The following is a 22,670-nucleotide window of genomic DNA, read 5'->3' on the forward strand; positions in this document are numbered from 1 at the left end:
AGGCGGTCGAGCAGCCGCGACAGGGCGCGAGGAACCGAGCGACCGGCCCCCACCGCATCCGTACACGCATCCGCGTACGAACAGCCGGCGCATACCATCACGTCGTGGCCCTCTTCCTCGTCCGTCGCGAATCACCGCTCGCGCCGGCGGAGGCATGGCGGCGGGTCACCGCGTGGCAGCGGCACGCGGAGGTCGTGCCGCTGACCCGGGTCTCCGTTCTCACGGAACCGCCCACCGGCACCGGCGCCGGCACTGTGTTCGTGGCCCGCTCCGGCCTCGGCCCCCTGGCGTTCGACGACGTCATGGAAGTGGTCGTCTGGCGACCACCGCCGCCGCACGGCGAGGGCCCCGGCATGTGCCGCCTCGTCAAGCGGGGCACGTTCGTCACCGGATGGGCCGAGATCGAGGTGCATCCGGCTGCTGATACGGGTGATACGGGCTCGCGGGTGGTGTGGCGTGAGGAGTTGGCGGTGCGGTTGGTGCCCCGGGCTCTTGATCCCCTGGTGAGGTGGGCGGCCCGGTGGATGTTCGGGCGGGCCTTGGACCGATTGTTGCGGCATCCCTGAAGCCAGGGTCCGCCAGGTGCGGAGGGGGCGAGGGTGACGTCGTGGCCGAGAGCCTTGAGCTGAGAGCCTGTGTCTGAAACCCCCGCCTGCGCCCTGACGGACCGGATCGCGGCAGATCCGTGCACGACCGATGAGATCGGCGGCGCGGTCCGGTCGTACCGACGACGACTCCGGCGCGAAGGGAACCCCGGCCATGAAACTGACGACCGTCACAAACGTCTCCGTCGACGGAGTGACGCAGGGACATCGACGCATTGACGCAGGGATCCCACGCGAAGCCGGCGCGCAGGACGAGGACGCCCGGGGCGGCTTCGAGCGCTTCGGATGGGCCCCGCCACTGCTCGACGACGAGGCCTCGACGTTCATCGGCCAGACCTTCCGGCGTGCCGACGCGTTCCTGTTCGGCCGGCGGACCTACGAGATCTTCGCCGGCTCCTGGGGAGCGGGCATGGACCCGGGAAACCCCGTCGGAGAGGCGCTGAACACGCGGCCCAAGTACGTCGCCTCGACCACGCTGACCGACCTGAAATGGGCGAACACGACCGTCCTGTCCGGTGACGTCGCGCGCGCCATCGGCGAGCTGAGGGCCGAGCCGGGCGGTGAGCTGCAGGTGTGGGGCAGTGGCACCCTGATCCGCTGGCTGCTCGACCACCGGCTGGTCGACGAGATGGTCCTGCTCATCTATCCCGTGATCGTCGGCCAGGGCACGCGGCTCTTCCCCGCCACCGGCCCGGACACAGGACTCGAACTCGTCGACCTGCGGTCCACCCCGAAGGGCCTGACGATCCAGACCTACCGCACCACCGGCCGCCCGCGGTACGAGACAGCCACGACCACCTGAAGCATGTGACGCAGGTCTGCCGGCCGTCCTGTTACGGGAGTTCCGGTGGGCGGGTCCCGGGCAGTGCGGCGTACTTCATGAACGCCTCCCGGCTGTCGGGGACGAACGGCCACTGCCACAGCGCCTGCCGGAAGTCGGTCTCGGGCAGCCAGTCGTGCCAGGCGATCTCCGAGGGGTCCGGCGTGACGTCACCGGCTATGACGGCCTCATGGACAGCCATCCAGTAGGGGCTGATCGCTCCCCGGCAGAGGTACTTGAAGACGAACCGCACCGTGGCCCGGACACCGAGCTCCTCCGCCAGTTCCCGGGCGGCGGCCTCCTCGTAGGACTCCCCCACCTCCGCGGCTCCGCCGAGCAGCCAGTTGTACTGCCCGGGGAACCTGGAGGTGTCCTCCGGCCTCCGGTGCACAAGCACCCGCCCCTCCGCATCGCGGCAGACCACGGTCGCGACCCGGTGCAGCCAGCCGCGGCGGATCGCCTCGCCCCGGTCCACCACGTTCAGCACCCGGTCCTGCTCGTCCACGCGCTCCACCAGCTCGGTCATGGCGCCCACGATGTCAAAAGGGTTGGAGTGACTACGCCCGGAGTTGCGAGACTGGGCCGCATGAAGGACATGGGGCGGTTCCGTCGGACGGTCGTCGAGTGGGCGGCCGGCGGTGCGGGTGCTTCGGCAGCCGCCGCGGCCGCGCGGGAACTGGCGGCCGGCGCCGGCGTGCGTACGGTCGTGCTCGTCGAAGGGGGCAGTGATCAGGTCGCGGTCGAAGCACTGGCCGCGCGCCGAGGTCGCGACCTGGACGCGGAGGGCGTCTCGGTCGTGCCGCTCGGGGGTGCGACGAGTATCGGCAGGTTCGTGGAACTCTGCGGTCCCCAGGGGCTCGACGTACGACTGGCGGGCCTGTGCGACGTCGGTGAGGAGCGCTTCTTCCGGCGCGCCCTGGAGCGGGCGGGCCTCGGCTCCGACCTCACACCCGACGACCTGGAGCCACTCGGCTTCTACGTGTGCGACGCGGACCTGGAGGACGAGCTGATCCGCTCCCTCGGCGCCGCAGCCGTTCAGCAAGTCGTCGTCGACCAGGGCGAGTTGCGCCCGTTCCGCACCTTCCAGAACCAGCCCGCCCAGCGCGAACGCACCGTGGAGCAGCAGCTGCGCCGCTTCATGGGAACCCACAGCGGCCGCAAGGCCCAGTACGCCCACTCGCTCGTCGAGAGCCTGGACCTCGCCCGCACACCAGAGCCCTTGGACCGCCTGCTGGCACATATCTGAGCACCTGCCTCAGCGGACCGAGGGAGTCAGGCCACCGACCCGATCCGCCCCACCGGCGCCCCCTCGAAGGCCGTCGCCGACGACACGTCATGGTGGATCGGCGTGTGCGCCCCGGTCAGCGAAACCCCGCTCCCCCCGCGCCTGTTGGCGACGATCTCCGACGCGATGGACAGGGCGGTCTCCTCGGGCGTACGGGCACCGAGGTCCAGTCCGATCGGGGACCTGAGCCGTGCCAACTCCAGCTCTGTCACGCCGACTTCACGCAGCCGCTCGTTGCGGTCCAGGTGGGTGCGCCGGGAGCCCATCGCGCCCACGTACGCGACCGGGAGCTTCAGCGCGAGTCGCAGCAGCGGTACGTCGAACTTGGCGTCGTGGGTCAGGACGCACAGGACGGTCCGCGCGTCGACCTCAGTGCGCTCCAGGTAGGTGTGCGGCCACTCGACGACGACCTCGTCCGCGTCCGGGAAGCGGGCGGCCGTCGCGAAGACGGGGCGCGCGTCGCACACCGTCACGTGGTAGCCGAGGAACTTGCCGATGCGGACGAGCGCCGACGCGAAGTCGATCGCGCCGAACACGATCATGCGGGGCGGCGGAACCGACGACTCGATCAGCAGCGTGAGCGGTGCTCCACAGCGAGAGCCCTGCTCTCCGATCTCCAGGGTGCCGGTGCGACCGGCGTCCAGGAAGGCACGGGCCTCGGCCGCCACCGTCCGGTCCAGCTCGGGATGCGCGCCGAACCCACCCTCGTACGAGCCCTCATACAAGCCCTCGTACGACCGCGCCCCCTTGCGCACGCCCTCGTACGCCCCCTCGTACGAACTCTCGCCCGCGCCGTCGGGACGTACGAGCAGGGCGCGGCCGAGCAGTTCGCGGGGCCCGGAGACGATGCGTGCGACCGCCGCCGCCTCCCCGCGGGCGGCGGCGGACAGCGCCGACGCGAACACCTCCCGTACCTCCCGCACTTCCCGGCCGGGGCCCGCCGCCCGCACCGGCGTCACCAGGATGTCGATGACTCCGCCGCACGTCAGACCCACCGCGAAGGCGTCGTCGTCGCTGTACCCGAAGCGTTCGAGGACCGACTCGCCGTCGGCCAACGCCTGTTGGCACAGTTCGTACACCGCGCCCTCCACGCAGCCGCCGGAGACCGAGCCGATCGCCGTGCCGTCGGCGTCCACCGCGAGGGCGGCGCCCGGTCGGCGGGGTGCGCTGCCGCCGACGGCCACCACGGTGGCCACGGCGAAGTCGCGTCCCTGCTCGACCCACCGGTGCAACTCTTCGGCGATGTCCAGCATGTCTCGGTCTCCTAACAGCGGTTGGGCGGCGGCTGCCTGGGCGCCTGGGCCTGGGGTCCTAGTGGACGCCCAGCCAGCTCTCGATCGGGTTCAGGGCGAAGAAGACGAGGAAGATCGCCGCCAGGCCCCACATGAACGCCCCGATCTCCCGGGCCTTGCCCTGGGCGATCTTGATGGCGACGTAACTGATGACTCCGGCCGCGACACCGGCGGTGATGGAGTACGTGAACGGCATGATCACGACGGTCAGGAAGACCGGGATCTCGGTGGCGCGGTCCGCCCAGTCCACGTGCCGGGCGTTCGTCATCATCATGGCGCCGATGACGACCAGGGCGGCCGCGGCGACCTCGCCGGGGACGATCGCCGTCAGTGGCGTGAAGAACAGACACGCCGCGAAGAACAGGCCGGTGACCACCGAGGAGAGGCCCGTGCGCGCACCCTCGCCCACCCCCGTCGCCGACTCCACGAACACCGTCTGCCCCGAGGCACCCGAGACGCCGCCGATCGCGCCGCCCGCGCCGTCGATGAACAGCGCCTTCGACAGACCCGGCATCCGGCCCTTCTCGTCGGCCAGTCCGGCCTCGGTGCCGACGCCGATGATGGTGGCCATCGCGTCGAAGAAGCCCGCCAGGACGAGGGTGAAGACGATCATGCCGACCGTCATCGCACCGACCTGGCCCCAGCCGCCGAACTCGACGTCTCCGAAGATCGAGAAGTCCGGCATGGACACCGCGCCGCCGTGCAGTTCGGGTGCGCCGCTCGCCCACTGCCTGGGGTCGATGACGTCGAGGGCGTTGAGGACGACGGCGAGCACGGTACCGCCGACGATGCCGATGAGGATCGCGCCGGGGACGCCCCGCGCCTGGAGCATGAAGATCGCGAGCAGGGTGACGGCGAAGAGCAGCACCGGCCAGCCGGCGAGTTCGCCCGTCGGGCCGAGCGAGACCGGCGTCGCCTTGCCCTGGTGGACGAAGCCCGCCTTCACCAGGCCGATCAGGGCGATGAACAGGCCGATGCCCATGGTGATCGCGTGCTTCAGCGCCAGCGGGATCGCGTTCATGATCATCTCGCGCAGCCCGGTGACCACGAGCAGCATGATCACGACGCCGTACATCACGCACATGCCCATCGCCTGCGGCCAGGTCATCTGCGGCGCGACCTGTGACGAGAGGACGCCGGAGACGGAGAGCCCGGCGGCGAGGGCCAGCGGCACCTTGCCGAAGAAGCCCATCAGGAGCGTGGTGAAGGCTGCCGCGAACGCGGTCGCGGTGATCAGGGCGTTCTGGCCGAGCGTGTTCCCCGCCGCGTCCTTGCCGGACAGGATGAGGGGGTTGAGCAGCAGGATGTACGCCATCGCCATGAAGGTCGTGACGCCGCCGCGCACCTCACGCGCGACCGTGCTTCCTCGCTGGGATATGTGAAAGTACCGGTCGAGCCAGGACCGGCCGGCCGGGACGCGGCTACCCGCGCCCGCGTCCGCCGCGACGGTCTTCGGCTCCAGAGACTGCTGGGTCATGTGGGCCTTCTCCCAAGGTTCAAAGGGGTTTGGGAAGGTGCTTCGGCCGCACGACCCGGGGGACGGCCCGAGACGAACGATCAGGAAACCGGGGGCGGGGAGACGGAGTCCGCCAGGAAGAACCCGGGCGGAACCCGGGAAGAGCCTCTGAGGAAAGCTCTCTCCCGGCCCCCGGAACTACTACGCCATGCCGGTCAGGTGTTCAGGCCGTACCGGCGTCCGGTTGAGCTCGAGACCCGTCGCGTTCCGGATCGCCGCGAGGACGGCCGGGGTCGACGACAGGGTCGGTGCCTCGCCCACGCCACGGAGCCCGTACGGGGCGTGGTCGTCGGCGAGTTCGAGCACGTCGACCGGGATGGTCGGCGTGTCGAGGATGGTGGGGATCAGGTAGTCCGTGAAGGAGGGGTTCTTCACCTTCGCCGTCTTCGGGTCGACGATGATCTCCTCCATGACCGCCATGCCCAGGCCCTGGACCGTGCCGCCCTGGATCTGGCCGATGACGGACAGCGGGTTGAGCGCCTTGCCGACGTCCTGGGCGCAGGCCAGTTCGATGACCTTCACCAGGCCGAGCTCGGTGTCCACCTCGACGACGGCGCGGTGCGCGGCGAAAGAGTACTGGACGTGGCCGAAGCCCTGTCCCGTACGGAGGTCGAACGGCTCGGTCGGCCGGTGCCGCCACTCCGCCTCGACCTCGACGGACTCGTCCTCCAGTACGTCCACCAGGTCGGCCAGCACTTCGCCGCCGTCGGTGACGACCTTGCCGCCCTCCAGGAGCAGCTCGGCGGTGGCCCAAGCGGGGTGGTACGTACCGAACTTACGGCGCCCGATCTCCAGGACCTTCTCGCGGACGAGCTCGCAGGAGTTCCTGACGGCGCCACCGGTGACGTACGTCTGACGCGACGCCGAGGTCGATCCGGCGGACCCCACCTGGGTGTCGGCCGGGCTGATCGTCACCTGGGTGACGCCCAGCTCGGTGCGGGCGATCTGCGCGTGGACGGTGACGCCGCCCTGGCCGACCTCCGCCATCGCGGTGTGGACGGTCGCGACGGGCTCGCCGCCGACAACCTCCATACGCACCTTGGCGGTTGAGTAGTCGTCGAAGCCCTCGGAGAAGCCGACGTTCTTGATGCCGACCGCGTAGCCGACCCCGCGTACGACGCCCTCGCCGTGCGTGGTGTTGGACAGGCCGCCCGGCAACTGGCGGACGTCCGCCGCCTCGCCGGCCGCGAGCCACTGCTGCTCGGGCGGCAGCGGCATCGCCTTGACGCGGCGCAGGAGTTCGGCGACGGGGGCCGGGGAGTCGACGGCCTGGCCGGTCGGCAGGAGCGTGCCCTGCTCCATCGCGTTGAGCTGACGGAACTCGACCCGGTCCATGCCCACCTTGTCGGCGAGCTTGTCCATCTGGGCCTCGTACGCGAAGCACGCCTGGACCGCGCCGAAGCCGCGCATGGCGCCGCAGGGCGGGTTGTTGGAGTAGAGCGCGATGGCCTCGATGTCGACGTCCTCGACCACGTACGGGCCGACCGACAGGGACGCCGCGTTGCCGACGACCGCCGGGGACGCGGAGGCGTACGCGCCGCCGTCCAGGACGATGCGACACTTCATGTGGGTGAGCTTGCCGTCCTTGGTCGCCCCGTGCTCGTAGGAGAGCTTCGCGGGGTGGCGGTGGACGTGCCCGAAGAAGGACTCGAAGCGGTTGTAGACGATCTTGACCGGTTTGCCGGTGCGCAGTGCCAGCAGGCAGGCGTGGATCTGCATCGACAGGTCCTCGCGGCCGCCGAACGCGCCGCCGACGCCGGAGAGCGTCATACGGACCTTGTCCTCGGGCAGCCCGAGGACCGGGGCGATCTGGCGCAGGTCGGAGTGCAGCCACTGGGTGGCGATGTAGAGGTCGACGCCGCCGTCCTCGGCGGGGACGGCCAGACCGGACTCCGGGCCGAGGAAGGCCTGGTCCTGCATGCCGAAGGTGTACTCGCCCTTGACGATGAAGTCGGCCCTCTTGGCGGCCTCGTCGGCGTTGCCGCGGATGACCGGCTGGCGATGCAGGATGTTCGGGTGCGGTACGTGGCCGATGTGGTGGTCGGTGCGGCCCTCGTGGATCAGCGGCGCGTCCGGGGCGGTGGCGCTCAACTCGTCGGTGACGACCGGCAGTTCGCGGTACTCGACCTTGATCTTGGCGGCGGCGCGGCGCGCGGTCTCGGGGTGGTCGGCGGCCACGATCGCGACCGGTTCGCCGTGGTGGCGGACCCGGCCGTGGGCAAGTACGGGAGTGTCCTGGATCTCCAGGCCGTAGTTCTTCACGTTGGTCGGCAGGTCGTCGTAGGTCATGACGGCGTAGACGCCGGCCTGCGCGAGGGCCTCGGAGGTGTCGATCGACACGATCTCCGCGTGGGCCACCGGGGAGCGCAGGATCTGGCCCCACAGCATGTCCTCGTGCCACATGTCGGAGGAGTACGCGAACTCGCCGGTGACCTTGAGCGTGCCGTCCGGGCGGAGCGTGGACTCGCCGATGCCGCCCTTGGTCTTGGAACCCTGGGTGACCTTGGTGGGAGTGCCGATGGGGGCGCTGTTGCCTGCCACGTCAGACCACCTCTCCCTGCCGGGCGGCCGCCAGGCGTACCGCGTCCATGATCTTCTCGTAGCCGGTGCAGCGGCAGAGGTTGCCCGACAGCGCCTCGCGGATGTCCGCGTCGGTCGGGGTCGGGTTGTGCTCCAGCATCTCGTCGGCGGCGACCAGCAGACCCGGGGTGCAGAAGCCGCACTGGACGGCCCCGGCGTCGATGAACGCCTGCTGGATGGGGGCGAGTTCGGTGCCCTCGCCGGTCTGGGAGTCCTGGGGCCTGGCCTGCCACTGTTTGGCGGCGTCCAGCGGCGTCCCGGACGCACCGTCGGCCGAACCGGCCGAACCAGCCGCACCGGACGAACCGCAGGCTCCGGTCGCACAACCCCCGTGCTCCTGCTCGGCACGCTGCTTGGCGTAGTCCGCCAGCCCCTCCACCGTGACGACCTCGCGCCCCTCGACCTGACCGGCCGCGACCAGGCAGGAACACACCGGCACACCGTCGAGCCGTACGGTGCACGACCCGCACTCGCCCTGCTCGCAGGCGTTCTTCGAACCGGGCAGGCCCATGCGCTCCCTCAGCACGTACAGCAGGGACTCGCCCTCCCACACGTCGTCGGCTTCCTGCGGACGCCCGTTGACCGTGAAATTGACTCGCATCACGCGACTCCCTCCGTGGCGCGGGCGCTGCCGCGGTACGACTCCCAGGTCCAGGTCAGCGTGCGGCGGGCCATGATGCCGACCGCGTGGCGGCGGTAGCTCGCCGTGCCCCGGACGTCGTCGATCGGGTTGCAGGCGGCGGAGCAGAGGTCCGCGAACTGCTTGGCGACCGAGGGGGTGATGATCCTGCCGTTGTCCCAGAAGCCGCCCTCGTCGAGCGCCGCGTTCAGGAACTCCTCGGCGGTCCTGGCGCGGACGGGCGTGGGCGCGGCCGAACCGATGCCCGTGCGGACCGTGCGGGTCTCGGGGTGCAGGGCCAGGCCGAAGGCGCAGACCGCGATCACCATGGCGTTGCGGGTGCCGACCTTCGAGAACTGCTGCGGGCCGTCGGCCTTCTTGATGTGGACGGCCCTGATGAGTTCGTCGGCGGCCAGCGCGTTGCGCTTCACTCCGGTGTAGAACTCGTCGATCGGGATGAGCCGCGAGCCCCGTACGGACTCGGCCTCGACCTCGGCACCCGCGGCGAGCAGCGCCGGGTGGGCGTCTCCGGCCGGGGAGGCGGTGCCGAGGTTGCCGCCGACGCCGCCGCGGTTGCGGATCTGCGGGGAGGCCACGGTGTGGGAGGCCAGCGCCAGGCCGGGCAGTTCGCCGCGCAGGTTCTCCATGATCGCGGTGTACGGGACCGAGGCGCCCAGGCGGACGGACTCCTCGCCGACCTCCCACTCGCTCAGCTCGCCGATGCGGTTGAGGTCGAGGAGGTACTCGGGCCGACGGTGGTCGAAGTTGATCTCGACCATCACGTCGGTGCCACCCGCAATCGGCACAGCGGTGGGGTGCTCTGCCTTGGCGGCGAGCGCCTCCTCCCAACTGGCTGGGCGAAGGAAGTCCATGACCGGCTCTCTTCATTCGTTTCGTGGGTCGGTCTGTTCAAGCCAGATCGTGTGCGGCGAGCCCGGCTCGTTCATGAGTTGTTCACGTGGATCAGGCCCAGTACACAGCGCCGCCCCACACCGGGGTCAGTCACCGAAACCATGAAGGAGTTGGCTGGCCAGGGCGGCCATCTTGTAGATTCGTATGAACGGAGGTCATCAGTAACCTCCCTGCTTTCCTCTGGAAACACCACACACAGGCCTCCGGGGTCCGGAGAGCCCGCACAGCGGGTTCTCGCCTCCTGATCCATCCTGACGCACCCAGACCCATCGTAGATTTCGAGACAAGAACGGCGGCGACGAGAATGCGGCTGCGCGCACTGCTGGACACCGACGCGCTGGGCCTGCGGCTGCTCGGCGGCGAGGACGAGCTGGACCGCACCGTACGCGGGGTGATGACCACGGACCTGCGGGACCCCAGCCGCTATCTCTCGGGCGGCGAGCTGGTCCTCACCGGGCTGGCCTGGCGCCGCGACGCCGCGGACTCCGAACCCTTCGTACGGATCCTCACGGGCGCCGGAGTCACCGCGCTGGCCGCCGGCGAGGCCGAGCTCGGCGCGGTCCCGGAGGACCTGATGGTGGCCTGCGCCCGGCACCGGCTGCCGCTGTTCGCGGTCAACGAGTCGGTGGCCTTCGCGACGATCACCGAGCATGTCGTACGGCAGGTCTCGGGCGAGCGGGCCGGGGACCTGGCGGCCGTGGTGGACCGGCACCGCCGCATGATGACCTCGGGGCCCGCGGGCGGCGGCCCGGACGTGGTCCTGGACCTGCTCGGCTCCGACCTTGACCTGCGGGCCTGGGTGCTCTCCCCCGCCGGTCGCCTCATCGCGGGCCCGCACCCCTCGGATCGCTCGCACCCCTTGGATCGCTCAGATCGCTCGGATCTCCCAGGGCTCGCCGAGCCGAGCCTGCCCGCCGACGTGTGCGCGGCACTGGCCGCCGAGCACCTCGCGGCGGTCCGCACCGGGCGCCGGGGGCCGTACCGGGTGGCGGTGGGCGGCACGACGTACTCGCTCTTCCCGATCCGCAGCAGCGGCGGCCGGGGTACGGCGGGGGCCCGCGACGTACGCGAGACCGTGCTGTCGGACTGGCTGCTCGCGGTCGAGGCGGACGCGGGCGACTGGCCGGCGGAGCGGCTGGACCTGCTGGAGGGCGTGACGCAGCTGATCTCGGTGGAGCGGGACCGGCGGGACGCGGCGCGCACCGTGCGGCGGCGGCTCGCGCAGGAGGTCCTGGAGCTGGTGCAGACCGGTGCCGCGCCCGCCGAGATCGCGGCCCGGCTGCGGGTCGCGGCGCCGGTGCTGCTGCCGGGGCTCGGTGCGGCCCCGCACTGGCAGGTCGTGGTCGCCCGGGTCGAGTGGGCGGGCGGGGAGATCGAGGGCGGGCCGGTGGCCCAGGCGCTCCTTGAGGAGATCCTGGTCGACCCGCTGTCGTCGGGCCCCGAGCCGTCCGACCGGATCGCGGTCGCCCACACGGGGGACGAGGCCATCGCGCTCGTACCGCTGCCGGCGGTCTCCGCGGAGCACGACGGCTCGGAGGCCGGGCTGCTCGCCGACACGCTCCTGGCGTCCGTACGCGCCCCGCTGACCGCGGGCCTGCACGACGACGGGCGGCTCACGCTCGGCGTCAGCGCCGCCGTGCACTCCGCGGAGGGGCTGCGCGGCGCCCTGGAGGAGGCCCGGCACGGGCGCCGGGTCGCCGCGGCGCGGCCCGGGCGGGTCTGCGCGGCGGGCCACGAGGAGCTGGCCTCGCACGTCCTGCTGCTGCCCTTCGTACCGGACGACGTGCGCCGCGCCTTCACGGCCCGGCTCCTCGATCCGCTGCGCGACTACGACAGACGTCACCGCGCCGAACTGATCCCCACCCTCGAAGCGTTCCTCGACTGCGACGGCTCCTGGACCCGCTGCGCCGCCCGGCTGCACCTGCACGTCAACACGCTGCGCTACCGGGTGGGACGCATCGAGCAGTTGACGAGTCGCGATCTTTCGCGCCTCGAGGACAAGCTCGACTTCTTCCTCGCTTTGCGGATGAGCTGAGGTCACGAGGCCGTGGGTCGGGTGGCACCAGGTGCCTTCCGCGCCCCATGACTTTGTGAAATCCTTCACCCACCCCCTTGGCCGGGCACGCCGATCCATGCTGAGATGCGGCCACCACTCAACAGCTCAATGGCGTGCTCGGGGAGGGCAACGTGGCGCATTCCGCCATGTCTGGTTACGGAACGGCTGCAGGGGACGATCCACTCCAGACCGCGGTGTGGCGGTTGCGCTCGCGCGCCTGCTGGGCCGACGCGGCCGCGCTCCTGGAACCGCGCACGGCGGGAGCGTCTCTGCAACGGGCCTCACTGCTCGTCGAGCGGTGCCTCTACACCGAGCACGGCTGGGCGGAGGCGGAGGACGCGCTGCGCACGGCGGAGGCGCTGGCGCAGAGCAACGACGAGCGGGGCGCCGCGGCCTGTGAGCGCGGGCAACTGGCGTACGCGAGCACGCTGCTCGGCGTGCGCGACCGGGCCGACGAGGCGCGGGCCGCCCTCGGCCGGTCGGCGGCGCTGATCGAGCCGGGCGCTCCCGGGCGGGCCCTGCTCGACTTCCGGCGCGGGCTGCTGGCCGAGAACCTGGCCCGCGCACCGCAGGCGGCCCGCGCCGCCTACCGCCGCGCCCACGCCGGTGCCACCGCCCAGGGCGACGAGCTCCTGCTCTCCTTCACCTGGCGCCACCTCGCCGGACTCGCCCTGCGGGAGGGCGAGTTGGCGGAGGCCCGGCACGGCTTCGGTGAATCCCTGCGCATCCGCGAGGAGTTGGGCTACCTCGTCGGTACGGCCCCGGCCCTCGCCTCGCTCGCCGACGCGGAGACCGAGCCGGAGGCGTCCCGGCTACGGGCGGAGGCGGGGCGGTTGTTCCGGCTCCTCGGCGGTGTACCCACGTGGCTGGCGGGGCAGTTGGCACCACCGGCGGCCACGGCCTCCGGCTAACCGTTCTCGGCGTCCGCCCACAGGGTCTGGACGTCCGCCCACACGTTCTGGGCGAACGTCCCGATCTCGGCGCGGAGTTCGGGGTTCTGGACGAGGAACACGACGACGCCCACCAGGAGCAGCAGTTTCAGCAGCCCGGCGAGTCCGGAGCCCGACCGGCCCGACCTCCGACGGCGGCGATACGCGTCGTACGACGCGTCATTCATCTGGCGCGCACGCTGCAAAGCCTGCGGTCCGTCGTTCTGGCCGGGATTGGGATACATCGTCGGTCACCCCCGAGAGGTTCGGCCAACCGCGTGGTCAGCCGTACGAAGGGGGACACCCGCACCACCGCAGGCCGGGTTCCCGGTTGGCGCGAACCGTGGCCGCGGCCCGACGGAACCGTGACGGACCAGAGATGAACGGTACGTACCGGCGACGTACGTACCGGCGACGCGCCCGCCGGTCAGAACCCGCCCGCGAAGTGCTCCCGTACGAGGCACTGCACGGTCGGCAGGTCCTGGGCGATCAACGCGTCGAGGAGAGCCTTGTGTTCGGCGGCGTCGGCCAGCAGTTCGGCGCGGGTGCGGCAGGCGTGGGTGCCGGCGAGGGGCCACTGGGCGCGGCGGTGCAGGTCGTCCGTGAGCTGTACGAGCTGCCGGTTGCCGGAGAGGGCGAGGAGCCCGGCATGGAAGGCGCGGTCGGACTCGGCGTAGCGCGCCGGGTCACCGGTGGACGCGGCGGCCGTCGTCGCCTCGGCGAGCGGGCGCACCTCCGCCCAGCAGGAGGCGGACACCGTACGGGCCAGCCGCAGCAGCACGGGCACCTCGATGAGCGCCCGTATCTCGGCGAGCTCCGCCAGCTCGCGGGTGCCGCGCCGCACGACACGGAAGCCCCGGTTCGGTACGACCTCCACGGCGCCCTCGACGGCGAGTTGCTGCATGGCCTCGCGCACGGGGGTCGCGGAGACGCCGAAGCGTTCGCCGAGCGCGGGCGCGGAGTAGACCTCACCGGGGGCGAGTTCGCCGCCCACCAGGGCGGCCCGGAGGGCGTCGAGGATCTGGCCCCGGACGGACGACCGCTGGATCACCGGACGGGGCGGAAGGGGCGGACGGGGGGACACGGAGGGCGTACGGGCCGCGGGGACGCCGCGTTCACCGGATACGCCGGGGCTCCCGGGAGCGCCGAGGCCTCCCGGGGCCGAGGTTCGGCGTCCGGCCGGGGCGCCGGGCGCGCCCGGCGGGGCCCCGCGCGTGCCGGTTCCCGGGACGTTCGTCGAGAATCCGCGCGCCTCGACGCCCGGGAGGCCGGCCGAAACCCCGCGCAGGTCGGCGCCGGCCGCACCCGGGAGCCCGTCCCCAGTCGCGGCCCCGGCGCCCCGCGCGACCTCGCGAGCCGCTCGCGGCTGCGGGATCGGCGTCTCGCTGTGGGTGTGCTCGCCGCGGGCCGCGGGCTCGGCGGGGGCGGCCGGAGCGGCGGGACCCGTACCGTTGCGGGGGTCGCCTGCGCGGCTCGCCCCTCGGTCCCGGTCCACATCCGCCGCCCGCGCCTGCGGAGGCACTCGAACGCCGGAATCGGGACGGGAGCCGGAATCGGGACCGGAAGGATCTCCTGCGGAGCCGTACGCCTCGCGCGGACCGGCCTTCTCCACGGGAGCCTCCTCCGGGGTCGGTGGTGATGGTGAGTATTTCGGGCGGGGTCCGGAGCGACCCCGACAGAACAGGGTAAACCTCGATCCTATCGGGTAAGGTAAGCCTTACTTGCAGATGATCGTGAAACGGGGTCCTTGCATGTCCGCTCCCGCCCCGGCCGAGACCTCCACCGGCGCCGGCGCACACCCGGCAGGCCCGGCCCCCTCGGCCCTCACGGAGGCGTACACCCGCCTGACCGAGGTGCTCCCGGGCCTGGCCGTCATGGAACTCGGCCCCGGGGAAGCGGCCCCGACGGGCGGCGGACGAGTCGCCGTCGAGAAGCTCGCGGCGGGCGGCGCCGAACTGGACGCGTTCCTCGCGTGGGACGACGCGCAGGTACTCAGGGACCATGGGCAGCGGGCCCGTCCGGATGTCGTCGCCACCTTCGGCCTGCACCGGTACGCCTGGTCGGCCTGTCTGCTGTTCACGGTGCCGTGGTTCCTGCTGCGCCGCGTGCCTCGTTTTCCCGTGGAGCACGTCACCTTCCAGCGCATGCCCGGCCGGATCGCGGTACGGGTCGGCGAGTTCGCCTGCCTGCCGGACGACCCGGCGGCCCGGTCGCCCGGCGCCCGCGTCGTCCCCGACGAAGAGGCACTGCGCGCCGAGGTGCGGTCCGCCGTGGCCGAGCACCTGGAGCCGGTCCTCGGCGCGTTCGGCCCCCGGATGCGACGCCGCGGCCGCGCCCTGTGGGGCATGGCGACCGACGAGGTCGTCGAGGGACTCTGGTACGTCGCCGGACTCCTCGGCGAGAAGCGGCGCGCGACGGACGAACTGGCGCGGCTGCTTCCCGGAGCGACCCGGCCGTACGTCGGAGCGGCCGCGTTCCGCGAGCTGACCGGTCCGAACGGGGAGTGCCTGGCCGCCCGCGACCGGGCCGGCTGCTGCTTCTTCTACACCCTGGACCCCGAGGACACCTGCGCCAACTGCCCGCGCAACTCCGAAGAGGTCCGCATCGCGAAGCTGACGGCGGAGGCGGCCACGGAGAAGGCCGCGGAGACGGCGGAGGCCGTGGCGGGCTGAGCCCCCGTCATCCCGTAAGATCAACTCGGCTGAGAACCGAGGGTCTTGGTTACAGTCAATTCACAGAACCCTCACTTGCCGCAAGAACTTTCCGTGGAACCACCCGTACGGGTAATCTAACTCGAACTCAAGTCCCGCTCCTCATGCGGCAGTTCGAGCAGAATGCTGTCTTCACGCCTCCCCTTGCACTTCCTTGGCGGCCTCTTGCCCCGAAACCCCCTGAGGACCCACGGGATTGGGCCACTATGGCGGGCGTTACGCCCTATCCCAATGCAAGGGACCCCAGATGAGACTGACCGACATATCGCTGAACTGGCTGCTTCCCGGCGCCGTACTGCTCCTGGGCTTGCTGGCGGCGGTTGCGGTGCTCGCGCGCGGCAAGCGCGCCGGGGAGAAAACCCGCGCCGACGATTCGTGGGAGCGCACGGAAGAGCGCCGAAGGCGCAAGGAAGCCGTCTACGGCACCGCTTCCTACGTACTGTTGTTCTGCTGTGCCGCGGTCGCCGCCGCCCTCTCCTTCCACGGTCTGGTCGGCTTCGGCGAGCAGAACCTGAATCTCTCCGGTGGCTGGCAGTACCTGGTCCCGTTCGGACTGGACGGGGCGGCCATGTTCTGCTCCGTGCTCGCGGTGCGCGAGGCCAGCCACGGTGACGCGGCGCTCGGCTCCCGGATACTCGTGTGGACGTTCGCGGCCGCGGCCGCCTGGTTCAACTGGGTGCACGCCCCCCGGGGCCTCGGCCACGCGGGCGCCCCGCACTTCTTCGCCGGCATGTCCCTGTCGGCCGCCGTCCTGTTCGACCGCGCGCTGAAGCAGACCCGCCGCGCCGCACTGCGCGAGCAGGGCCTGGTGCCCCGTCCGCTGCCGCAGATCCGGATCGTACGGTGGCTGCGTGCCCCGCGTGAGACCTACGGCGCCTGGTCGCTGATGCTGCTCGAGAACGTGCGCAGCCTGGACGAGGCGGTCGAGGAAGTGCGCGAGGACAAGCGCGAGAAGGAGCAGAACCGGCTGCGCCGGCGCGACCAGGAGAAGCTGGACCGTGCCCGCATCAAGGCGATCGCCCGCGGCCACCGGGGAATCCCCGGCCGCGGCGGCCGTCAGGCGGAACTCGAACCGGCCCCAGCGGCCTCTCAGGTCGCCTCGGAGCCTGCCATAGCAACGCCGGAGCTACCCGTACGCGCCCGGCCCTCGCTGCAGCCCGTTCGTCGGAGCACCGAGTCGTCGACGGTCGACCTCACCGCGGAGGACGACACAATGGCCCTTCCCCGGCTCGACTCCCTTGAGCGGAAGCTGAAGGACCTGGAGCAGCAGTTCGGCTGATCGGCTGACCGGGATCCAGGCCCTTCGAGGCCTCACCTGTGGATGGGGGCGCGGCATTTCATGCCGCGCCCCCATCCAGTTCGAACCACACCACCTTGCCCACCCCGTGCGCCCGTACACCCCACGCGTCCGCGAGCGACTGCACCAGGATCAGGCCTCTGCCGTGCGTACCGTCGTCGGCGTTCGGTACGCGCAGTCTGGGCCTGCGTCCCACGAAGTCCCTCACCTCCACCCGCAGTCCGCGCGGGCCGACGGTGGCGGTCAGCAGCGCTTCGCGGTCGGTGTGGATGAGCGCGTTGGTGACGAGTTCACTGGTCAGTAGTTCCGCTATCTCGGATCTGCCGGGCCGCCCCCAGTGGGTGAGCAGCTCCCGCAGCGCCCTGCGGACCTCGGGCACCGCCCGGAGGTCGGCGCATCCGAGCCTGCGCCTCAGGTGCCCGAAGCCGTGCTGATCGGTCGCGCTGTCCGCCGATTCCTCCGCCGTCTCGGTCATCTTCACTGTCTTCGCCGAGAAGGCCCCGGTTACGACGGGACCGCCTCCTCGCGCCTGCCTCTTCATGACCCCCGCCCGAACGCCGATGTCGGATCCCCTCCTGCTCGAACACGTTCACGGGAATGCATGCCCCGCGGGGAACACGACAGTCATGTCGAATCGTCAACCACCTATCGAGACGGCGGTCGTACGCGCACGGGTGCCTCGCGGCCGCCCGGGGAAGTCAAGGGGTGAACCACCGGTCAGGGCCTTCGCGGGAGCCGCCGGGCGCGCGACGAACGACCACAGGTGGCGGGACGACCGAGGGCGCCCTGAAGGCGGTTCGTCCGCCCCGCCGAGTGCGCGGCGCGGTCGCCGTCGGCCCTGCCCGCATGCCATGTGCCCGGCGGGCCGGTGCCCGTGGGACGGGCGCGGCAGTCCGCGTACGAGCCCTTCGCCACCGGCGCGGTCCGGGGAAATACCTGGTCGACGAGTTGGTTCCGGTTGGCGGGGCGGTGTCCCGGGTGAGGCAGGGGCCGGCTCATGGAGGTGATCGTCGACCGCGGCTTCAGTGGCGAGGGCCCCGGTTTCCCGGTCGAGAACCTGCTGTACGGCGCTCAGGGTGTCCCGCTCAAGGGCGTTCGCTCCCGGCAACCGGCAACCGGCATCCGGCCTCGGCGAGCCGGGCGAGGGGAGGTGAGCCGGTGCATCTGCTGCTGGCGGCCGCGGCGAACCCGGCGGTGCGGAACCACTGCGAGCCGATCTGCCCGGGTGGCGTGCTGACCGCGGGCGATCGGCCCATCTGCCCATGCCTGGCTGCCGATCTGACCGTACGCGACGAGGACGTCCGGTGGTGGGGGTGGCTTCTCCGGCGAGGCCGACGACCGGGGCGGCGCGGCGGCGCCCGTTTTCCGTCGGTGCGAAGGTGTTCTCCGGTGCGAGGAGCCGCCCTCTCGACCCCCGTGGCGGGAGGGCGGCTCCGGCTTTTTGTGCGGTCCGCTCAGTAGAGCTTGTTGACCGCGGTGGTGGTCGTCTTCTTGAACGCCTTCACCGGCGCGTCCGCGAAGTCGCCCATCTGCCCCCACTCCACGACGGTGACGGCCCGCCCGTCCCGGCCGACCGAGAGGAGGCTGATGTCGGTGGCGCCCCAGGACGTGGCGGTGTGCAGGCCGTAGACGTGGGCGCCCTCCTCGACCGGCAGCGTGCCGTACTTCCTCAGCTCGGCCTCGATCTCCGGGTCGGACTTCTCGATCCGCGCCGCGCACGACCGGATCTCCTTGTTCAGCCGCGTGGCAAGGGCCTCGGCCTTCGCCTTGCTGCCGACGACGAAGGTGAGCTGGCGGGCGCTGGTTTCGAGTTCGGTCCGGAACTCGCGGTACCGGGAGTCGTAACCCGGCAGCGCCTTCTTCAGGCAGAACCGCAGCTCCTCGGGTACGCCGTCCTTGACCTTGTCCGCCGTCCAGGCGGACGTGGGGTGCGGCGGCAGCTGGCCGGCCGACAGGAAGGCGGGCGAGCCGCTGCTCCTCACCGTGGCGCCGGCCGGACCGGCGAGCGCCGTGCCGAGGGTGAGGCTCGCGGCGGCGAGTGCGGTGAGCGCCAGGGCTCGGTTGCGCTTGGGCATGGGTGTCCCCCGTAACTGAGTGCGTGAATGAGGTGATGTCGCCACGAGGGCTCGTCGTGAGCTGCCGTCGGATGGTCGGTCCGGCGGCGGTCGGTGCGACACCAAGAGCATCAGCCGTCACTCGGGGCCTGCGCAACAGTTACCCGCCGATCCGCCACGGTGGAACCATCCCAGGCCTTCTGACGTGCACATATATAGGGTGCCTGGGATGCCGTCCAGGGACGGGACACGCCCCTGCGGCCAAGGGGCGACGAGAAGTGCGGGGGAACGGTGTCGACTGGGGACGACGTCGAGGAGTTCGCGGCGCTGCTGAGGCGCCTCAAAGCACGTACGGACCGCAGTTACGGCGCCCTGGCGCGCCGCCTGAACATGAACACCTCGACGCTGCACCGCTACTGCGCCGGTGACGCGGTGCCGCTCGACTTCGCACCCCTGGAGCGGTTCGCCGCGATGTGCGGGGCGACGCCTGCCGAGCGGCTCGAACTGCACCGCCTCTGGATCCTGGCCGTGGCGGCACGGCAGCGACCGCGCGCCTCCGATACGCCGGAGAGCCCGGAGCCGGATCCCGCTGAAACGGAACAGTCGGAAGACAACGACTCGTCGGACGGCACGACCGAATCCGGCCTGAGTTCCGGCCTGAGTGCTCCTCAGGAACCCCTGAGTGCTCCCCGGCAACCCCCGACTGTTCCCCGGGAACCCGCCCTGAGCGCATCGAGCGGGCCCGTTCCCGGCCCGCTGCCACCCCCACGGCCGCGAAGCGTCTGGTACCGGCGGCGCGCCACGGTCACCGTGGCCGTGGCGTCCGCGCTGCTCGCCACGCTGGGCAGCCTGTCCGCCCTGTCGCAGGCCGACCGTCCCTCGTCCGACGCCGTCCGGGACTCCGGCCGGACCCCGACCCCCACCTCGACGAAGGCACCGGGCGCACGTGACCGCACGACCCCGAGCCCCTCCCCCGACACCACCCGGCCCTCGCCCTCGGGCAGCCCCACCGCGAAGGCACCGGCGCCCTCTTCCTCCGCCAAGAGCGGCGGCCCCTCGGACGAGGGGAAGGAAAAACGCCCCGGATCCACCGCCGTGCCGCTCACCTGGACCGCCAACTCGCAGGTCTGGAAGAGCGGTTGCGGCCACGACTACGTCGTCGACAGGCCGCCGCAGGAGGTTCCGCCGCCTCCGGCCCCGCAGGACGCCGGGGTCTGGGCGGGGTCGCAGGACGCGGTGCACGGGCGCGAGACGATCGTGCAGATCTCGGTGCAGGGGCGGACGTCCACGGCCGTCGTCCTGGAGGCGCTCCGGGTACGCGTCGTCGGGCGTACCGCACCCGCGAAGGGCAACGCCTTCTCCATGGACCAGGGCTGCGGCGGGGCGCTCACCCCGCGCTCCTTCGCGGTCGATCTGGACGTCGACCGGCCCATCGCACGCTCGCTCCCCGGCAACGACACCGGTACGCCGATCCCCGCGATGCGCATGCCCTACCAGGTGTCCGCGCAGGACTCGGGAGTGCTGCTGGTGACCGCCGAGACCCAGACCTGCGACTGCCGCTGGTACCTCGAACTCGACTGGTCCTCGCAGGGCCGCACCGGCACCATCCGCATCGACGACCACGGCCGGCCGTTCCGCACCAGCGGCATCACAGGCCTGCCGCGCTACACGTACGACACGGCCGAGCGCCGCTGGACGCCCAGGATCGACTGAACGAACCGATGGTACGGCTACGCCTCCCAAACGGCGGCGGCCGTGCGGTCGTCGGCGTATCCCTTCACCCTGACCTGGGTGTCCGCGAGGAACGCGGCGAGGCCGGGCGGGTCGCCGTCCGACCAGCGGGCGGTGAGGTGTTCCGCCAGCCGGGGTTCGCCGCGCAGGGGCTCGGCGAGACCGCCGCTGCACAGCAGGAGGGTGTCGCCCGGGCGGGCGACGGAGGCCCGGAAGCGGAAGGGGTCGCGGGGCGACGGTTCGGGGGCCGGTTCGTACGGGCTCGGGGGTGTGGTGATCCCCAGGTCCATGGTGAGCCGGTCGCCGTCGGGGGTCTCGTGGGGCAGCGATCCGAAGCCGACGACGGGCTCGCCGGTGGTGTCGCCCACCTGCGGCTCGATGTCCTGCCACTCCCCGTCACGCAGCCGGAAGAGGCCGCCGGCGCCGACTCCGAAGAAGACCCGCGTACGGCACTCCGGGTCGGCCGGGAGCAGCAGGCAGCGCAGACTGGCGCTGTACTCCTCCGGTTCGATGCCCTGCTCGGCGGCGCTGGCCCGCAGTTTGCCGAGGCTGCGGTCGGTGAGCCGGTGCAGGCCCGACTTCAGGTCCCCGCGCCGGGCGGCCCGGATGTCCTCGGCCAGCCGTGCGTGGCTGCGGCCCACGGCCCGGCCGATCCACTGGCACGCCTCGGCGGCGGCCCGGTGCGCGCCGGGCGTCGCGCGGGCGCCGGTCGCCATGGCGACCAGGAGCAGCGCGCTGTCGCCCACCCCGAAGCGGGCGGTCAGCAGGGAGTCCCTGCGCGGCTCCCCCCGGTACCGCGCCGAGTCCCCCCGCACGGACGCGGCCCGCAGCGTGCACATCCCGTACGACGCCCCGTCCAGCACGGTGTCGGCCACAAGGTCGTCGAGGTCGTTCGGGTCGGCGGGCGGCAGGGCGGTGGGTTCGGCTTCATAGGTGGGCGGCCCGGAGCCCACGTAGTCGAGGAGGGTGGGGGTTTGGGGGACTTGCAGGGGGGATTCGACGGCTGGGGCATCGTCGACCGGGTTGGCGGGCGTACCGGTCGGGCCGGTGGACAGCTGAGGGCTCTCGAGTGTGGCGGCGCCGGACGGCGGAGCCGCGTCGGAGGGGCTCACGGACGGCGGCCCCGTATCAGCGTGCGCCGACGGCGAAGGACCGTCGGCAGGTACCCGTGAGGCGGGCGCCGCCGCTCCGGGCACCTCCGTGGAGGCACCGCTCGGCCCCGCCATGTCGAACCCCGGTGGCCTGGGGTCGGGCGGGAAAGAGACCGGCCCCGGTGGTTCGGCCGGCGGGGCCTCCCAAGGAGCCCGCTGCCGCCGAAGCCCACTACGCCGCAACACCTCCGCCTCCGACCCACGGCCCGGGAGCTCGCCTGCACCGGCCCCGGAAACACTGGAGCCGGGCCCACGCGGGGCGCCTGCCGCCGGTCCACCGGCCACCCAACCGGTCCCAGGCCCTACAACCCCGCCGGCACCTGACCGGCCGGACCCGTCCGCATCCCGCCCACCGGCCTCCCACTCGGGCAGGGGCTCCCTGGCCCCTGATCCGGCGCTCGAAGGCCCGTCGTCGGCCACATCACTGCTCTTCGCCCCGCCGGAATCCCGGCCACCCGCGGCCTCTCCGGTCGCAGGCCCTCCTCTCCCGTGCGGGTCGGTTTCAGCCTCTCCGGCCAGGGGTGAGCCCGCCGCGGGGCCGCGCGGCGCACCTGCCGTAGGTCCTCTGGAACCCCACCCGGAGACGGATCCCCACCCCCCGGGCCCGCCGTCCGCGTCGGCTCCAGGCCCTCCTGATTCCGTTCCGCTCTCAGGCAAGCGCCGACGCTCGGGCGGTGTGCTCGTTCGCGGAGGCGGGACGCCGGGCCCCGCGGTGGGCGGGAGGCCCTGTTCCGGCGGAGGCGGAGGCGGAGGCGGGGCCGAGGTCGCGTCGCTGAGCGCCGCCACCGTGTCCGCCGCCGAGGCGAAGCGGTCGTCGAGGGAGTCGGCCGCGGCCGCGGGCCCCGTGTCTCCCGTGGAGTCGTCGTACAGCTGCCGCCACCAGTCGTCCTCGTGACCGGTGGGCGTCTCCCCCTGCTGGCTCATGCCCCTAATTGTCCACCGCGAGGGCCGGATGAAAACGGTGCATCCGGAAAAACCGGCCATGGGGTTGGAGGTCGAACGGCGAAGCGAAACCGCCGGGCGGTCCCACCCCCCACGGGAGAACCGCCCGGCGGCGCCGGTGTGACCAGGCCCTACGGCACGTCGTGGGCCCGGGTCACGGTCTGGACGGC

General features: G+C 72.0%; 18 protein-coding genes and 1 pseudogene. 8 read left to right on the plus strand and 11 right to left on the minus strand.

The genetic code is table 11. The annotated features are described in order from the left end of the window. Positions 1-104: 104 nt before the first annotated feature. Together AB0I18_RS04885 and AB0I18_RS04890 are read left to right on the plus strand one after the other, a co-directional pair. Positions 105-566: an SRPBCC family protein gene (locus AB0I18_RS04885; protein ID WP_363103934.1), complete on the plus strand. Its 462-nt coding sequence runs from the start codon at positions 105-107 to the stop codon at positions 564-566. 193 nt (positions 567-759) lie between these two features. Then, entirely contained in the window at positions 760-1,407 is a 648-nt protein-coding gene (locus AB0I18_RS04890) for a dihydrofolate reductase family protein (protein WP_363103935.1), read from the plus strand. A gap of 31 nt (positions 1,408-1,438) precedes the next feature. On the opposite strand, the gene AB0I18_RS04895 is transcribed toward AB0I18_RS04890, so the two are convergent. Further along, positions 1,439-1,951, minus strand: coding sequence for an NUDIX domain-containing protein (locus AB0I18_RS04895; RefSeq protein WP_363103936.1), 513 nt, complete (start codon positions 1,949-1,951; stop codon positions 1,439-1,441). A 60-nt stretch (positions 1,952-2,011) separates the two neighbouring features. Between AB0I18_RS04895 and AB0I18_RS04900 the strand changes: the two genes are divergently transcribed. Further along, complete coding sequence (locus AB0I18_RS04900) at positions 2,012-2,671, plus strand: ATP-dependent endonuclease (RefSeq protein WP_363103937.1); 660 nt, start codon at positions 2,012-2,014, stop codon at positions 2,669-2,671. A 26-nt stretch (positions 2,672-2,697) separates the two neighbouring features. Here the strand turns inward: AB0I18_RS04900 and AB0I18_RS04905 are convergent, their stop codons facing one another. From AB0I18_RS04905 to AB0I18_RS04925, 5 genes are all read right to left on the minus strand, one after another. After that, positions 2,698-3,963, minus strand: a complete 1,266-nt coding sequence (locus AB0I18_RS04905; protein ID WP_363103938.1) for an XdhC/CoxI family protein — start codon at positions 3,961-3,963, stop codon at positions 2,698-2,700. Positions 3,964-4,021: 58 nt separating this feature from the next. Beyond that, the gene (locus AB0I18_RS04910; protein ID WP_363103939.1) at positions 4,022-5,479 is read right to left on the minus strand and encodes an NCS2 family permease; all 1,458 of its coding nucleotides are present in this window, start codon (positions 5,477-5,479) and stop codon (positions 4,022-4,024) included. A gap of 180 nt (positions 5,480-5,659) precedes the next feature. Next, on the minus strand, positions 5,660-8,059 hold the full coding sequence (locus tag AB0I18_RS04915) for a molybdopterin cofactor-binding domain-containing protein (protein ID WP_363103940.1): 2,400 nt from the start codon (positions 8,057-8,059) through the stop codon (positions 5,660-5,662). Between the two features lies 1 nt (position 8,060). Beyond that, positions 8,061-8,699: a (2Fe-2S)-binding protein gene (locus tag AB0I18_RS04920; RefSeq protein ID WP_363103941.1), complete on the minus strand. Its 639-nt coding sequence runs from the start codon at positions 8,697-8,699 to the stop codon at positions 8,061-8,063. Then, the gene (locus tag AB0I18_RS04925; protein WP_363103942.1) at positions 8,699-9,589 is read right to left on the minus strand and encodes an FAD binding domain-containing protein; all 891 of its coding nucleotides are present in this window, start codon (positions 9,587-9,589) and stop codon (positions 8,699-8,701) included. Before AB0I18_RS04925 ends, AB0I18_RS04920 begins: the two co-directional genes overlap by 1 nt. A 344-nt stretch (positions 9,590-9,933) precedes the next feature. Between AB0I18_RS04925 and AB0I18_RS04930 the strand changes: the two genes are divergently transcribed. Continuing rightward, positions 9,934-11,664 carry a PucR family transcriptional regulator ligand-binding domain-containing protein gene (locus tag AB0I18_RS04930; protein WP_363103943.1) on the plus strand — a complete coding sequence of 577 codons (1,731 nt, stop codon included), beginning with the start codon at positions 9,934-9,936 and terminating at the stop codon, positions 11,662-11,664. A gap of 152 nt (positions 11,665-11,816) precedes the next feature. Beyond that, positions 11,817-12,596: a hypothetical protein gene (locus tag AB0I18_RS04935; RefSeq protein WP_363103944.1), complete on the plus strand. Its 780-nt coding sequence runs from the start codon at positions 11,817-11,819 to the stop codon at positions 12,594-12,596. Here the strand turns inward: AB0I18_RS04935 and AB0I18_RS04940 are convergent. Further along, entirely contained in the window at positions 12,593-12,802 is a 210-nt protein-coding gene (locus AB0I18_RS04940) for a hypothetical protein (protein ID WP_363103945.1), read from the minus strand. The two genes, AB0I18_RS04935 and AB0I18_RS04940, sit on opposite strands and share 4 nt — an antisense overlap. Positions 12,803-13,041: 239 nt before the next feature. Then, positions 13,042-13,683: pseudogene (locus AB0I18_RS04945) on the minus strand (GntR family transcriptional regulator); the annotation flags it as partial. 682 nt (positions 13,684-14,365) lie between these two features. Here AB0I18_RS04945 and AB0I18_RS04950 point away from each other — a divergent pair. Continuing rightward, a complete protein-coding gene (locus tag AB0I18_RS04950; RefSeq protein WP_363103946.1) occupies positions 14,366-15,286 on the plus strand; it encodes a (2Fe-2S)-binding protein in 921 nt (306 codons plus the stop codon). Positions 15,287-15,572: 286 nt separating this feature from the next. Next, positions 15,573-16,604: a DUF2637 domain-containing protein gene (locus tag AB0I18_RS04955; protein ID WP_363103947.1), complete on the plus strand. Its 1,032-nt coding sequence runs from the start codon at positions 15,573-15,575 to the stop codon at positions 16,602-16,604. Positions 16,605-16,662: 58 nt separating this feature from the next. Here AB0I18_RS04955 and AB0I18_RS04960 read toward each other — a convergent pair whose 3' ends face one another. After that, positions 16,663-17,097, minus strand: a complete 435-nt coding sequence (locus AB0I18_RS04960) for an ATP-binding protein (protein WP_363103948.1) — start codon at positions 17,095-17,097, stop codon at positions 16,663-16,665. Between the two features lie 979 nt (positions 17,098-18,076). Then, on the minus strand, positions 18,077-18,697 hold the full coding sequence (locus AB0I18_RS04965) for a hypothetical protein (RefSeq protein WP_363103949.1): 621 nt from the start codon (positions 18,695-18,697) through the stop codon (positions 18,077-18,079). Between the two features lie 270 nt (positions 18,698-18,967). Here AB0I18_RS04965 and AB0I18_RS04970 point away from each other — a divergent pair, with 270 nt between their 5' ends. Beyond that, positions 18,968-20,389: a helix-turn-helix domain-containing protein gene (locus AB0I18_RS04970; RefSeq protein WP_363103950.1), complete on the plus strand. Its 1,422-nt coding sequence runs from the start codon at positions 18,968-18,970 to the stop codon at positions 20,387-20,389. 17 nt (positions 20,390-20,406) lie between these two features. On the opposite strand, the gene AB0I18_RS04975 is transcribed toward AB0I18_RS04970, so the two are convergent. Further along, positions 20,407-21,396 (minus strand): protein phosphatase 2C domain-containing protein, encoded by a 990-nt coding sequence (locus AB0I18_RS04975; RefSeq protein ID WP_363104002.1) that lies wholly within the window; start codon positions 21,394-21,396, stop codon positions 20,407-20,409. Positions 21,397-22,670 lie beyond the last annotated feature (1,274 nt).

Source organism: Streptomyces sp. NPDC050704 (genome assembly GCF_040654355.1).
Lineage (GTDB): Bacteria > Actinomycetota > Actinomycetes > Streptomycetales > Streptomycetaceae > Streptomyces.

Coding starts and splice junctions, on each gene's coding strand:
- AB0I18_RS04890 (WP_363103935.1), top strand. CDS start 760: ATGAAACTGACGACCGTCACAAACGTCTCCGTCGACGGAGTGACGCAG.
- AB0I18_RS04895 (WP_363103936.1), bottom strand. CDS start 1,951: ATGACCGAGCTGGTGGAGCGCGTGGACGAGCAGGACCGGGTGCTGAAC.
- AB0I18_RS04900 (WP_363103937.1), top strand. CDS start 2,012: ATGAAGGACATGGGGCGGTTCCGTCGGACGGTCGTCGAGTGGGCGGCC.
- AB0I18_RS04905 (WP_363103938.1), bottom strand. CDS start 3,963: ATGCTGGACATCGCCGAAGAGTTGCACCGGTGGGTCGAGCAGGGACGC.
- AB0I18_RS04910 (WP_363103939.1), bottom strand. CDS start 5,479: ATGACCCAGCAGTCTCTGGAGCCGAAGACCGTCGCGGCGGACGCGGGC.
- AB0I18_RS04920 (WP_363103941.1), bottom strand. CDS start 8,699: ATGCGAGTCAATTTCACGGTCAACGGGCGTCCGCAGGAAGCCGACGAC.
- AB0I18_RS04925 (WP_363103942.1), bottom strand. CDS start 9,589: ATGGACTTCCTTCGCCCAGCCAGTTGGGAGGAGGCGCTCGCCGCCAAG.
- AB0I18_RS04930 (WP_363103943.1), top strand. CDS start 9,934: ATGCGGCTGCGCGCACTGCTGGACACCGACGCGCTGGGCCTGCGGCTG.
- AB0I18_RS04940 (WP_363103945.1), bottom strand. CDS start 12,802: ATGAATGACGCGTCGTACGACGCGTATCGCCGCCGTCGGAGGTCGGGC.
- AB0I18_RS04950 (WP_363103946.1), top strand. CDS start 14,366: ATGTCCGCTCCCGCCCCGGCCGAGACCTCCACCGGCGCCGGCGCACAC.
- AB0I18_RS04955 (WP_363103947.1), top strand. CDS start 15,573: ATGAGACTGACCGACATATCGCTGAACTGGCTGCTTCCCGGCGCCGTA.
- AB0I18_RS04960 (WP_363103948.1), bottom strand. CDS start 17,097: ATGACCGAGACGGCGGAGGAATCGGCGGACAGCGCGACCGATCAGCAC.
- AB0I18_RS04965 (WP_363103949.1), bottom strand. CDS start 18,697: ATGCCCAAGCGCAACCGAGCCCTGGCGCTCACCGCACTCGCCGCCGCG.